This window comes from Pseudobutyrivibrio sp. ACV-2, from assembly GCF_900107545.1.
Lineage (GTDB): Bacteria > Bacillota > Clostridia > Lachnospirales > Lachnospiraceae > Pseudobutyrivibrio.
Genome location: NZ_FNQZ01000005.1, coordinates 113354 through 127210, shown reverse-complemented (window position 1 = coordinate 127210; position 13857 = coordinate 113354). Strand labels below are relative to the sequence as shown.

15 protein-coding genes are annotated in these 13857 nt (G+C 39.8%); 14 read left to right on the top strand and 1 reads right to left on the bottom strand.

Annotated features, from left to right (window positions below):
* From BLV53_RS07280 to BLV53_RS07250, 7 genes are all read left to right on the top strand, one after another.
* A complete protein-coding gene (locus tag BLV53_RS07280) occupies nucleotides 1-1041 on the top strand; it encodes an ABC transporter permease (RefSeq protein WP_090299261.1) in 1041 nt (346 codons plus the stop codon).
* A 10-nt stretch (nucleotides 1042-1051) separates the two neighbouring features.
* The gene (locus tag BLV53_RS07275; protein ID WP_090299258.1) at nucleotides 1052-2137 is read left to right on the top strand and encodes an ABC transporter ATP-binding protein; all 1086 of its coding nucleotides are present in this window, start codon (nucleotides 1052-1054) and stop codon (nucleotides 2135-2137) included.
* Nucleotides 2121-3053: an ABC transporter ATP-binding protein gene (locus BLV53_RS07270; RefSeq protein ID WP_090299256.1), complete on the top strand. Its 933-nt coding sequence runs from the start codon at nucleotides 2121-2123 to the stop codon at nucleotides 3051-3053. The genes BLV53_RS07275 and BLV53_RS07270 overlap by 17 nt, the downstream gene beginning before the upstream one ends.
* Before the next feature lie 27 nt (nucleotides 3054-3080).
* Nucleotides 3081-3968 (top strand): EamA family transporter, encoded by an 888-nt coding sequence (locus tag BLV53_RS07265; RefSeq protein ID WP_090299253.1) that lies wholly within the window; start codon nucleotides 3081-3083, stop codon nucleotides 3966-3968.
* Between the two features lie 158 nt (nucleotides 3969-4126).
* Nucleotides 4127-5257 (top strand): tyramine oxidase subunit B, encoded by a 1131-nt coding sequence (locus BLV53_RS07260; protein WP_090299251.1) that lies wholly within the window; start codon nucleotides 4127-4129, stop codon nucleotides 5255-5257.
* Between the two features lie 88 nt (nucleotides 5258-5345).
* Nucleotides 5346-6755 carry an APC family permease gene (locus BLV53_RS07255; protein WP_090299249.1) on the top strand — a complete coding sequence of 470 codons (1410 nt, stop codon included), beginning with the start codon at nucleotides 5346-5348 and terminating at the stop codon, nucleotides 6753-6755.
* On the top strand, nucleotides 6740-7363 hold the full coding sequence (locus BLV53_RS07250) for a cytidylate kinase-like family protein (protein WP_090299245.1): 624 nt from the start codon (nucleotides 6740-6742) through the stop codon (nucleotides 7361-7363). The genes BLV53_RS07255 and BLV53_RS07250 overlap by 16 nt, the downstream gene beginning before the upstream one ends.
* Here BLV53_RS07250 and BLV53_RS07245 read toward each other — a convergent pair.
* Entirely contained in the window at nucleotides 7352-8233 is an 882-nt protein-coding gene (locus BLV53_RS07245) for a LysR family transcriptional regulator (RefSeq protein WP_170830783.1), read from the bottom strand. The genes BLV53_RS07250 and BLV53_RS07245 overlap by 12 nt on opposite strands.
* Nucleotides 8234-8364: 131 nt before the next feature.
* Between BLV53_RS07245 and BLV53_RS07240 the strand changes: the two genes are divergently transcribed.
* The 7 genes from BLV53_RS07240 to BLV53_RS07210 all read left to right on the top strand — a co-directional run bounded on the left by BLV53_RS07240 (nucleotide 8365) and on the right by BLV53_RS07210 (nucleotide 13838).
* A complete protein-coding gene (locus tag BLV53_RS07240; protein WP_090299237.1) occupies nucleotides 8365-8691 on the top strand; it encodes a (2Fe-2S)-binding protein in 327 nt (108 codons plus the stop codon).
* A 13-nt stretch (nucleotides 8692-8704) separates the two neighbouring features.
* Nucleotides 8705-10282, top strand: a complete 1578-nt coding sequence (locus BLV53_RS07235) for an FAD-dependent oxidoreductase (RefSeq protein ID WP_090299235.1) — start codon at nucleotides 8705-8707, stop codon at nucleotides 10280-10282.
* 25 nt (nucleotides 10283-10307) lie between these two features.
* Complete coding sequence (locus tag BLV53_RS07230) at nucleotides 10308-10634, top strand: (2Fe-2S)-binding protein (RefSeq protein WP_090299232.1); 327 nt, start codon at nucleotides 10308-10310, stop codon at nucleotides 10632-10634.
* A complete protein-coding gene (locus BLV53_RS07225) occupies nucleotides 10634-11770 on the top strand; it encodes an NAD(P)/FAD-dependent oxidoreductase (RefSeq protein ID WP_090299230.1) in 1137 nt (378 codons plus the stop codon). The genes BLV53_RS07230 and BLV53_RS07225 overlap by 1 nt, the downstream gene beginning before the upstream one ends.
* Nucleotides 11771-11793: 23 nt before the next feature.
* Entirely contained in the window at nucleotides 11794-12183 is a 390-nt protein-coding gene (locus BLV53_RS07220; RefSeq protein WP_090299228.1) for a Rid family hydrolase, read from the top strand.
* A 111-nt stretch (nucleotides 12184-12294) separates the two neighbouring features.
* Nucleotides 12295-12996 carry a gamma-glutamyl-gamma-aminobutyrate hydrolase family protein gene (locus tag BLV53_RS07215; protein ID WP_090299225.1) on the top strand — a complete coding sequence of 234 codons (702 nt, stop codon included), beginning with the start codon at nucleotides 12295-12297 and terminating at the stop codon, nucleotides 12994-12996.
* 29 nt (nucleotides 12997-13025) lie between these two features.
* On the top strand, nucleotides 13026-13838 hold the full coding sequence (locus BLV53_RS07210; protein WP_090299222.1) for a transporter substrate-binding domain-containing protein: 813 nt from the start codon (nucleotides 13026-13028) through the stop codon (nucleotides 13836-13838).
* Nucleotides 13839-13857: the final 19 nt, after the last annotated feature.

Genomic DNA, 13857 nt, shown 5'->3' with positions numbered 1-13857 from the left:
ATGAGTGATATTGCAACATATATCCCTACAGAAGATGATTTCAAGCTGAAGAACAATACAGAAGAATTAGGCTTGGATTCAAACTTTGCTTCCCAGAATTTTTGGAAGGAAGTAGTTATAAGATTCTTCAATAAAAGAAGTGCTGTAATCGGTCTGATTATGATTTTACTGATTATCGTATTTGCGATAATTGGACCGGGTATGAATGATTACACCTACGATGGAATGATTCAGGAGGAGAAGAATCTTGCTCCTAGAGTTGAGTGGCTTTCGTGGCTTAGCTTCTTCAACGGATCAGAAACTATGACCACCTCAGTTGGAGATATTCAGGTCAACAAATATGAAGAGGGTGGCCTGACAGATACCTACTATTGGTTTGGTAGTGATATCTATGGTCGTGACCTTTGGACACGTTGCTGGGAAGGTACCAGAGTTTCCCTTATCATCGCCATTGCAGCAGCTCTTATCGATATGATTATTGGTATGAGTTACGGTCTGATTTCTGGATTCTTTGGTGGCAAGATTGATATGGTAATGCAGAGAATCCTTGAGATTTGTAATGGTATTCCTCGACTTGTTATCGTGACACTTTTGCTTTTGATTTTAAAGCCAGGTATGCTCACAATAATCTTCGCATTGCTTTTAACAGAGTGGGTAGGTATGAGCCGAATTGCCAGAGCAGAAATGCTCAAGCTTAAGGAACAGGAATTTGTTCTGGCTTCAAGAACCCTTGGTGCAGGAAGCTTCTTCATCATCTTTAAAGAGGTACTTCCAAATATTGTTGGACCAGTTATCACTCAGGTTATGTTCTCAATTCCTACAGCTATTTTCACAGAGGCTTTCTTAAGCTTCGTAGGTCTTGGTATTCCAGTTCCAAAGTGCTCTCTTGGTTCACTGATTTCGGATGGTTACAATTCATTTACAACTCATCCATATCAGATTATTCCACCAATCATTATCATGGCACTTTTGATGCTTAGCTTTAACTTGCTTGGCGACGGCTTACGTGAAGCCTTCGATCCTAAGATGAAAGAAATGTGAGGTACTTAACATGAATGAAGATTTTATTTTAGATATTCGCGACCTTGATATTTCTTTCAAGACAACTGCAGGAAATGTTCATGCGATTCGCGGAATCAATATCGATTTGGAAAAGGGCGAGACAGTGGCAATCGTTGGTGAGTCAGGCTCAGGAAAGTCTGTAACCATGAAAGCTGCTATGGGAATTCTCGCAAAAAATGCAACAGTAAACTCTGGAACTATCGAGTTTAAATATGAAAATGCTGAGGGTAAGCAGATTGTAGATATCCTTAAAAAGGATAAGAGATGGATTAGAAAGCATATCAATGGTAAAAGAATTGCCATGGTTTTCCAGGATCCAATGACATCCTTAGACCCTACTATGACCATCGGCAAGCAGCTGATGGAAGGTCTCTTATGGCATTTTAAAATGTCAAAGGAGGAGGCTAGACAGAAGTCTATTTCTCTATTGAAAGAGGTTGGAATTCAGGATGCTGAAAAGAGAATGAAGCAGTATCCACATCAACTTTCAGGTGGTATGAGACAGCGTGTGGTTATCGCCATCGCACTTTCCTGTGACCCTGATTTGCTTATCTGCGATGAGCCAACCACAGCCCTTGATGTTACAATTCAGGCAAAGATTATTGAACTTATCAAGAAGGTTCAGAACGAGCGTGGAATTTCAGTTATCTACATCACACATGACCTGGGCGTTGTTGCAAAGGTGGCTGATTACGTTAACGTTATGTACGCTGGCAAGATTGTGGAGAAGGGCAAGATTAACGAGATTTTCTATGACCCACGTCATCCATATACCTGGGGACTTCTTTCTGCAATGCCAGATTTGAATACTGATGATCCAAGACTTTACACAATTCCTGGTTCACCACCAAATCTTTTGAATGAGAAGCCTGGAGATGCTTTTGCACCTAGAAATCAGTATGCCCTTAACATTGATGACAAGCTTGATCCACCAATGTTTAAGGTAACAGAGACTCATTATGCAGCAACCTGGCTGTTGGATGAGCGCGCTCCAAAGGTTGAGATGCCTAAGGAGTTGAAGGAAAGATTAGAGAGAATGAAGAAGGAGGCAGCAGAATATGGCAGTGAATTATAATGACAAGCCTCTTTTAAAGGTGGAGGGATTAAAGCAGCATTTCCCTATCAGCAAGAACTACACTGTAAAGGCAGTTGAGGGAGTATCCTTCGAGATTTATCCAGGGGAGACCTACGGTCTTGTTGGAGAGTCTGGCTCTGGAAAATCTACCATCGGAAGAAGTATCATTCGCCTTTACAATCCTACAGAGGGCAAGGTGACTTTCAACGATGTGGACATCAGTGGAAAACTTGGAAAATCAGACAAGAAGATGTTAAGAACTCAGATGCAGATGATTTTCCAGGATCCTATGTCATCACTGAACCCTCGAAAGAAGGTTGGAGATATCATCGGTGAGGGCCTTGATATTCATCACACCTACAAGGACAGAGCCGACCGTGACCGTCAGATTAAGGCAATCCTTGCGAAAGTTGGTCTTGCACCAGAGCACATTTCCCGCTATCCTCACCAGTTCTCAGGTGGACAGAGACAGCGTGTAGGAATAGCCCGGGCTCTGATTATGAATCCAAAGCTTATCATCGCTGATGAGTGTATCTCAGCTCTTGATGTTTCAATTCAGGCTCAGGTTGTAAACCTTATGAAGGACATCCAGCAGGAGACAGGTGCAGCTTACTTATTTATTGCCCATGACCTTTCAATGGTTAAGTACATCTCAGACAGAATCGGTGTACTTCATTTAGGTCACCTTTTGGAGACAGGAACAACGGACGAGATTTTCTCAAATCCTATTCATCCATACACCAAGAGTTTGCTCTCAGCAATCCCTGAGCCAAACCCTATCCTGGAGAAAAACAGAGTCTCAGAGACCTACGACTACAAGACATCTGGAATAGATTACAACAAGGGCACAGAGCACCTTGTAAGCGGTAGTCACTATGTAAAGTGCACCGATGAGGAGTTTGAGGCCTGGGTGTAGCGTTTATCAGAAATTGAGGGCAAAATTATGTGGATAGTACTTTCTTTTGTAGCGTGTTTTCTTTCTGCTGTAGCAGCAGTATATCGTAAATCCGGAATAGAAGGACAAGACCCATTTTGGTATGGAGCAATATCTCTGACAGTTACTACAATTACGATATTTCTAATTGGAATTATGACAGGTAATAATGGAGACTTGTTTTCGATGCCAGAAAGGGTCGTTGATATAACTCTTGTATCAGGGATTATTCAGGGACTATCCTGGCTTACATATATGTTTGCAATTTATTATATCGATGTGAGCAAGGTCGCAGCATTAGATAAGTTTAATATTGTTGCGACCATGCTATTTGCCTATGTAATAATTGATGAAAAAATATCACGTTCCATGTTAATTGGAACAATGTTTCTCATATTTGGAACACTTCTTGTAGTGGATTTGAAAAAAGAAACCCAGGATATTTCTGCGGAGAAAAAACAGGCTAGAAACAAAGGAATATTTTGGGGAATTGTTTCCCCAATTTTAATGGCTCTATCAAATGTTGTGGCAAAAATGGATAATAGTTCGATTAGTCCCATAGCAACTACTTCACTGCGCATCCTAATTGTGACAGTAGTTTTATGGGGCTTTTTTATATTTAGAATGAAAAAGGAAAAAATCGAATTTGTTGATTTGAAAATGCCTGGTATTAATATGAGAAACAATGTAATAAGCGGAGTTCTTACAGGTATATTTAATGTGCTAATGTATATTGCCATAGAAATGGGAATGGTATCTGTTGTCACTGCAATAGTTAAAAGTAGTGTATTGTTTACCGTAGTTTTAGCTGGAATATTCCTACATGAGAGTCTTACGAAGAAGGGCTGGGTAGGTATTATGCTGATTTTAAATGGCTTAGTTATTCTAGTTATATAATTGCAACAGTTTGGTTGCAGGTATACAAAATAAAGATGCTTTACTTTAATAGTTTAAATAGTTAAACTCTTACCCATAAACAAGATAACAAAGGCGTTATCGATTTCCAATCGGAAGTCGGTAGCGCCTAATTTTTTTGCAAAAGGAGGATAATGACTATGAGTTACCCAAAAATTGATTTCTTATACTTAAGCGAGCCAGATATGGTTAAAGCAGGTGTAAATGATCCTGTAAAGTGTACTGATTGTATGGAAGATTTATTAAAGATTCTATATGAGGGAGATTACAGAATGGGTGGTGAGAATGGAAACTCACATGGATGTATGGTTACCTTCCCAGTAGAACCCGAATTTCCTAATATGCCAAAGGATGGCCCAGACAGAAGATTCATGGCAATGCCAGCATATCTTGGCGGCAAGTTCGATATCGCAGGTATGAAATGGTATGGTTCTAACGTTGCAAACAGAGATAAAAAGGTTCCAAGATCAATCCTCACAGTCATGCTGAATGATAAGGATACAGGAGCACCAAAAGCCCTTATGTCAGCAAATCTTATCAGTGCATTTAGAACAGCTGCAATCCCAGGAGTAGGCGTAAGATACTTGGCAAAAGAGGATTCTAAGGTTCTTGGTATTGTAGGACCAGGAATGATTAACGCTATCACAGCTGAAACCTTCTGCAACCTTCGTCCAATTGAAACTATCAAAATTAAAGGACGTGGACAGGCATCAATTGATAGATTTATCAGTTACGTTAAGGAAAAATGCCCACAGGTTAAAGACTTTGTTGTATGTGAAACTCTTGAAGAGTGCGTAAGAGATTCAGATATTCTTTCCTTTGCAACATCAACACCAACTGGTGGTCAGGCAAACTATCCAACAATTAAAGACGAATGGGTTAAGAAAGGCTGCCTGATTTGTGGACCTGGAGCAGTAAATGTATCAGATGAATTGATTAACAGCTCAAAGCTTGTTGTAGATAACTCAAAGCTTTATGAGGCATGGGCAGAGGAGTATCCATATCCAACCTTTGATACAATGTTCCTTCTTGGTTGCAAGTATCTTGATATGGTTCACGAAGGAAAGCTGGATAAATCAAGAATTGAAGATTTAGGTGGAATTGTTAGCGGAGCAATTCCAGGAAGAAAAGATGATGATGAAATTATTCTCTATTCTATCGGTGGCATGCCAGTTGAGGATGTGGCATGGGGCAAGACAGTTTATGACAATGCTGTAAGGCTTGGAATTGGTACACCACTAAATCTTTGGGACACACCTTATCTTTATTAATTACTTGTATATATGAAGCCGACAAAGACGTCAGTTTATAAAGACGTTTTTTGTCGGCTTTTTTTAGAAAAGGGAGATGGTGATATATATGAATACTAAGAAATTGAGTTTATTTAGTAGTGTAGCTATTTGTGTTGGATTGATAGTTGCAACAAGTTGTTTATCTTCTCTTGGTAGTGGAATTGGTTCTCTTGGAAGATCATTTATCATTCCAATGTTTGTAGTAATGATTCTTAATATGTTTGTTGGAATCTCATTTGCAGAGTTGAATCGCTTGATGCCCAAAGCAAATGGTGGAACAAGCCAGTATCTGATGGCAGGTTTTGGTTCATTTACATCAATTACCGCAAATCTGGCAGCATATGTGGTCACTATGGCACTGACAATGACAGCTGAGCTCTCAATGTGCGGAATTGTTCTTAGGAATCTATTTTTCCCGTCCATTGATGCAAGAATCATTTCAATGATTATTCTTTTGGTTTTGTTTTATGTTAACTGGAGAGGCTTGGATTTGTTCTCCAAGGTACAGGATTTAGTTGTAATTCTCTTGATTGGCTCCATGTTTCTTTTGGGTGTGATTGGAACTTTGAAGCTTGGAAGTGGTCAGGTTATAACACAACAATCAGTACCTGCAGTAAGTGGAGTCAGTGGTTGCTTTCAAATGGCATCGGTAGCCTTTTGGTTGTTTATTGGTGTTGAGTTTGTAATACCTGTTGCTAAAGATATGAAAAATCCTAAGCGAGACGTAATTCTTGCAATTGCCATAGGCTTGGCACTTTTATTTTCTGTACAGTCACTGCTGGGAAATGCTATGGCAAATTATGTTGACTATGCAGTTTTAGCAGATGATCCAACAGGAACACCTCATATGACATTTGCAACAAATATGTTGGGAAATGTAGGCAAAGGTTGGATGGGAATTATTACAATGCTTGCTGCTATATCAACAGTTAACAGTATGTTTGCAGCGCCTCCTAGAATTATGCAAGGTATGGCAGAGGATGGAAATCTTCCAAAGATTTTTTATAAGGAAAACAAAAATCATGTAGCCTTTGCAGGACTTACTCTTATGGCAGTCGTAACTTCTGGTTTTATTATTTCTAACCTTGCTGTATCAAATGGCATTGCCTTTGTAGTTCTTGCCGCTTCATGCTTATGGCTCATTGATTACATTATGATTCATGCGGCAGTGCTTGTTCTTAGAAGAAGATACCCTAAGGCAGAGCGTAATAAATATCTGGTATTAGGTGGTATCCCTCAAATAGTTGGCATAATCGGAAATATTTATATGGTTTATGCCATTGATGTTGGAGAGTCAAGAATTTTAATCTATGAGATTTCAGCTGCAATTTTGGCAGTAATTATTGCCTACGCAATTATTTGGTGCAAGTTTGTGGTGAAAAAACCGCTATTTAAGCCAATGCCATTGGAGCTAATAAATGCTGAAGAGGAGCAGGATACAATTTCTAGGGAGGATATATTATGGGAAACGTTATAACTTTTAGTAGACAATTTGGTTCACTAGGTCGCCCTTTAGCCCAGAAGGTTGCTGAAAAAATGGGATATAAGTTCTTAGATCCTGAGATTATTGAGCAAGCCGCTAAGAGGATGGGCAAGGATGTGGAGGAACTTCTTGCTTATGATAACCAAATGGTAATAAAGAATCATTTGGATGGCTCAAAATATATTTCAATGGCTTCACCCCTTGGATTTGGTGATGCTGCCAAGCAGGCCAAGCTATATAAAATCGAAACTGAAATCATGTATGAGGAAGCAGAAAAGGGAGATTGCGTTATAGTAGGTAGAGCTGCAGATTATTTATTCAGTAAAGCAGGCAAGAAGAATGTATTTCGAGTACATGTTACTGCTCCATATGAATTTAGATATGAGCAGAGTATTTCAACCCTTGAACTTACAAGAGTGGAAGCTACAGAACATATTCATATTATTGATAAAGCCAGAGCCGGATTTTACAAAAACGTTACTGGTGAAGATTTTAATTCACCATTATATCGAGATGTTATTTTGAACATGGAGTATATCGATTTTGATGATGCTGCAGATTTAATCTGTGGCTTAGCAACAAAACGATTCTCAGTGGGATGAGAACCATTTTAAAAGTTCGTTCTTGAAGGTAAGTGCTTCGGGACAAAGCAGTACATTGGCATTGTTTACCAGATACATGGATTTTGTAAGATTTGGTTTGAATGGTCGGGCTACTGTCAAATCAGAATCTGCTTCATCAGCCATATAATCTAAAACCATTGCCACTGCTTTGTTCTCGTACACAAGCTTAAAGGCATAGTGAGTGTCTGAGAGTTCTACCATGATATTTGGGTTCCAACTACCTTTTTTAAAACTATCAAGCTGGACAATATCTAAAGGGCTACGGCTTCCTTTAAAAATTACTTGATAATCTTTAAGGGCTTTAAAAGGAATTGTTTCCAACTGAGCAAGAGGATTATTTTTTGAAACTAGAACTCGATATGAAGATGAAATTAGATGATTAGTTTCATATTTGTAATAGTCAAGGGGACCAGGAAGCATAGCTAGTTCAATCTCATGCTTATTAAGCTTATCAAGAATGACACGATCAGGCATTTCTTCAATATGAACAAGAATGTCCTTATATCTGTCAGAAAAATAATCAAAAAAATCGGTAGAAATCAGACCAATGGAATCATAGGAGCACATAATATTTAAAGGTTTTCGATTCTCAGCAAGGATAAAGTCTTTGCTTTCAACTAAAGAAAACTCCTGCAAAATATTTAAGGTGTGGGGATAAAGATTGACAGCAGCTTTTGTTGGTACCATTTCCTTATTTTTCCTGACAAATAGCTGTAACCCCAGTTCATCCTCTAAGGATAGAATTGTTTTACTTACTACCTGATGGGATACATACAAAAGCTTTGCAGCATCGGAAATACAGTGTGTCTCATATACCTTTGAAAAGTAAAACAATTGCTTCTGATTCATAATAGCCTCCATTAAATAAAAAAAGAGACAATAAGGGCTGGATTTAGACCTCATTGTCTCGGTTCGCAATAAATTGAGAGAATTTTACCATTATTGAATAAAAAAAACAATGAGAAGAAGGAGAATATATTATGGAAAATAGAATAGCAGAGCATCCAATTCTTGGAGTTCAGGAGAAAGGAAGAAAAGTTACATTTACATACGACGGAAAAACAATTGATGGTTTTGAAGGGGAGCCTATAGCTGCTGCTTTAAAGGCTCACGGACTATTGATTCATAGATATACAAAAAAGGAACACAAACCAAGAGGTATATTTTGTGCTATAGGAAGATGCACAGATTGTGTAATGGTTGTGGATGGAGTCCCTAATATAAGGACCTGTATTACCCCATTAAAAGAGGGTATGGTAATCAATACACAATATGGCGTAAGCGATAAGCCATTTGAAGAACAGTAAGGAGGAAGGATGTATGGAAAGATATGATTTGATTGTAGTTGGAGCTGGTCCTTCCGGATTAAGTGCATCCATTGAGGCCGCAAAACGAGGCATGAAAGTAATTGTTTTTGATGAAAATGAGAAGCCTGGTGGCCAGCTGTTTAAGCAAATCCACAAGTTTTTTGGATCAAAGGAGCATCATGCAAAAATAAGAGGTTTCAAAATTGGAGAAGAGCTCCTAAAAGAGGCAGATGAACTTGGAGTAGAGGTTGTTTTAAATGCAACAGTCATGGGCTTGTATATAGATAAGGAGGTGACTGTAAGAATAGGTGATGGAATCAATCACTACAAGGGGGATACCATTATTGTTGCTACTGGAGCAGCTGAGAACATGGTTACATTCCCAGGCTGGACATTGCCAGGTGTAATCGGGGCAGGAGCAGCTCAAACAATGATGAATCTTCATGGAATCAAACCAGGTAACAGAGTGTTGATGCTTGGTACAGGAAACGTTGGACTAGTTGTTTCATTCCAGTTGATTCAGGCAGGTTGTGAGGTGGTGGCTCTGGTGGATGCAGCACCAAGAGTTGGAGGCTATGGCGTTCATGCAGCAAAGGTGGCTAGGACAGGAGTACCATTTTATTTATCACACACAATTAAGGAGGCTGAGGGCGATGAGTTTATTACAGGGGTCACTATTCATGAGGTGGACAGCACTTTCACTCCAATTCCTGGGACAGAGAAACACTTTGATGTAGATACAATTTGCATGGCCGTTGGTTTATCTCCTATGTCGCAGCTCCTTAAAATGGCTGGCTGTGAAATGGAAGATAATCCAAAACGAGGTGGTCAGGTCCCAATTATCGATGATTATGGTAGAACTAGTGTCCCTGGTATTATTGCAGCTGGCGACGTATCAGGAATTGAGGAGGCAAGCTCAGCCATGATTGAAGGTAAAATGGCAGGAGTTTGTGCAGCTGAATACTTAGGTTATTGTACAGAGAAAGAATTAGAGGAAACATTAAAGGAATTAGAAAATGATTTGGAAAGTCTTCGTCAGGGAATGTTCGCTCCAAAGAACAGAGGAAAGCAGATAGAGAAGACTGAAGAGGGAATCGATATTTCTACAAACCTACTTAAGAAGGGATATGTAACTGATGAAGAAATTGAAAGATTCCCAGGGGTAACCCACAAAGTAGGAGTACATCCTGTTATGGAATGTACCCAGAACATTCCTTGTAACCCTTGCCAGGATGCATGTAAAAAAGGATGTATTTCTATAGGGGAGAATATTACAAATCTTCCTTTTGTTAAAAATGATTCAGAGTGTATCAATTGTGGAATGTGCGTTGCAAGCTGTTCAGGTCAAGCTATCTTCTTGGTGGATGAGGATGCTGGAGAAGGAAAAGCAACAGTTACTCTTCCATATGAGTTTTTACCATTGCCTGCTGTTGGAACAAGAGGTTTCGGTCTTAGCAGAGAAGGAAAAATTGTTTGTGATGCAGAGGTATTATCAGTAAAAAGTGTGCCAGCCTTTGATCATACAAACCTTCTAACAATAAGTGTCCCTAAGGAATATGCCATGAGAGCAAGATTCTTCAAGGTAGGTTGATTCGATAAAGAAAGGATGAGTACTTATGAATACAGTTGTAGATAGATCAAAAGACATCGGGCCTTTTATTCCAGCACCTGATGATGACATGATAATTTGTAGATGTGAAGAGGTTACAAAAGGAGAAATTAGAAAAGCGGTTCATGCTGGTATGTGGACCATAACGGAAATACGAAGATACTTACGAAGTGGAATGGGATTGTGTCAGGGGCAGACCTGTTCAAGACTTGTAAAAGGTATTGTTGCAAGAGAGCTTGGGGTTTCTCCAGCAGAGCTTGAACCTGCAACAGCCAGATCTCCTATGAGACCAACTGAGATGAAGGTTTTTGGTAATGAGGAGGTGAGTGCCTAATGAGTAATGTAGCAGACGTAATTATTGTTGGTGGTGGAATTATTGGATGCGCTACCGCCTATTATTTATCAAAACGAGGAAAGAGCGTAATAGTCCTTGAAGCTAGCGATAATATTGGCAATGGAGGTTCTACAAGAAATGGTGGTGGTGTACGCCAGTCAGGTAGAGATCCAAGAGAACTTCCGCTGGCTATGTATGGAATCGAAAAGTTATGGCCAGGTCTTTCAGAAGAACTTGGTGTTGATTGTGAATATCATAAGGAAGGAAATCTTCGTTTAGGAAAAACAAAGAAGCATTTGGAAATTCTTCAGGGGCTTACAGATAGAGCGGTTGCCTGTGGCCTTGATGTAAGAATGGTGGATGCTAATGAAGTTAAGGAGATTAATCCTTATCTTTCAGATGAAGTGATTGGAGCTAGTTGGTGTCCAACAGATGGCCATGCAAATCCTATGGTGACAACCCTTGCATTTTACAGCAAAGCAAGAGAAAACGGTGTGCGTTTCATAACTGGTGAGAAGGTGCTTGGCCTGAAAAAGATTCGAGGAAGAGTAAGGGAGGTTGTAACAGAAAACAGTGTTTACGAAGGTGATTATGTTGTAGTTGCAGCAGGCTATGAATCCCGTGAAATTTTAGCAACAGTTGGAATTGACGTTCCAATGCATAGAGAGTTACTTGAATGTCTTGTGACAGAGGCTGAGCCCCATATGTTTAATCAGATGCTTGGTACAGCAGAGGCAGATTTTTATGGCCACCAGTCAGATCATGGCTCATTTGTATTTGGTGGTTCATCAGGAATTGAGTTGAATAATAAGGATATTGGAATGGATAATTCTCCTTCCAATTCTGCTATTACTGCACCATGTATTTGCCGAGGCATCATGAAGTATTTTCCAGATTTGGAAAATGCTAAGATTGTCAGAACATGGGCAGGATATGTTGATACCAGCCAGGATGGTGTACCTGTTTTAGGAGAGGTTGAAGAGGTGCCAGGTCTTATAATTGCATGTGCTTTTACAGGTCATGGCTTTGGAATTGCACCAGCAGTTGGCGAACAGCTTTCTATGCTTATTACAGAAGGAAGTACAGCGATTGATTTAAGCGAGTTACGTTACGATCGATTCAAAGCGAAAATATAATGTAATCTAGGAGGATAACTGATATGGAAATGGTGAGAACAAATTATAGCTCAGGTGCTCCATTGGAAGAAAAGGTGGGTTACTCAAGAATGGTAAAGGTAGGACCATTTGTAAAGATTGGTGGAACTACATCAGTTCAGCCAGATGGAACAGTGTTTGGGGAAAATGCATATGATCAGACTAAATATGTTTTGGAAAAGCAGATTAAATTATTAGAGCAGGCCGGTGCAAAAGCGAGCGATGTAGTTTCGGTTAAGGTATACGCAACTGACATGGCTGAGTGCGGAAACATTTGCAAGGCCTATTCGGAATATTTCCATGATGTAAAACCCCTTTGTACAGTGGTAGGAACTAGTGCACTTAACAGACCTACTCAGTTTGTAGAGATAGAGATGGAAGCAATATGTTGCTAGTATAAATTTTTCCTCTTGCATAATTACATAGGAACCTTTATTATACAAATAATAAAGACAAAGGTGTCTGCTATACATGGCAGGCACCTTTTTGCAAATATGGAGAAATAAATGAAACCAATTATAGGATTGATTCCTTTGTATGATGACGAAAAAGAAAGTTTGTGGATGCTTCCTGGTTATATGAAGGCTGTTGAAGCCTGTGGTGGTGTTCCAATTATGCTGCCTCTCACAACAGATGAGCAGGGGCTGGAGACTGCCTTCAATATTTGTCAGGGCATACTTTTCACTGGAGGACACGATGTGTCACCAGCAGAGTATGGTGCTATCAAATCTGATAAATGCGGCGTGTCTTGTGAGACCAGAGATTTTATGGAAGGTTATCTTCTTGACCGCTGTATAGAGGAGGATAAACCTCTTCTTGGTATATGCCGCGGTATCCAATTTATCAATGCACACCTGGGTGGAAGTCTTTATCAGGATTTGCCAAGTGAATATGGTGAAAAAATAGAACACCATATGGCTCCACCTTATGATAGAATAGTACATAAGGTTGATGTGACTGAGGGCTCCAAGCTTGCAGAAATAATCGGTGCAGGTACACACGGTGTAAACAGTTATCATCACCAGGCTGTCAAAAGATTGGCACCAATGCTGACCCAGTCGGCAGTTTCAGAGGATGGCCTTACTGAAGCAATCGAGATTATCGGCCAAAGTTTCGGTCTGGCAGTCCAGTGGCATCCGGAGTTTTCATATCACAATAATGAGGACAGTAAAAAAGTAGTTCAGGCATTTATAGATGCTTGCAAATAGAAAATTTAGAAAAGGAGAAATCAAATCTTATGAGAAAAAGACTTATTAGTGGATTATTAACAGGTATTATGGCATTGTCTTTAGTTGCCTGTGGTGGCGCATCAGGAACAGGTGCTACAGATAGCCAATCAGCAGAAAAATCTGGTTCGGCAGATTCATCAAACAAGGTATGGAAGATTGCAACAGATACTTCATTCAAGCCATTTGAGTACACAGATGACAAGGGAGATTTTGTTGGTATCGATATGGATATTCTTGCAGCTGTTGCAGAGGATCAGGGCTTCAAGTATGAGGTTCAGGTGCTTGGCTGGGATGCTTCTATCGCAGCTTGCCAGGCAGGTCAGGCAGATGCACTTATCGCAGGTGCTTCTATCACAGATGAGAGAAAGGACTCAGGTTGGATTTTCTCTGATGGATATTACGATGCAAACCAGAGCATGGCTGTTGAGGCATCTTCAACTATCACAGGCTTCGATGATTTATCAGGAAAGTCTGTTGCAGTAAAGACAGGTACAATGAGTGCTTCTTATGCTGAAAGCCTTTCAGGTGACTACGGCTTTACAGTTACATATTTTGAAGATTCTCCAACCATGTATCAGGCAGTAGTAGGTGGTCAGGTTGCAGCTTGCTTCGATGATACCCCTATTATGGCTTCTAACATCAAGGATACAGGTATTGCAATGAAGATATTAGATGGCACCGGAAATGATCCAGCATCATATGGTTTTGCTATTTTTAACGCTGACAACCAAGAGCTCGTTGATATGTTCAATGCAGGTCTTAAGAACATCAAGTCAAACGGTAAATACGATGAGATTATTGCAAAGTACCTCGGTGAATAGGCTTTGAATAATTTGTGGG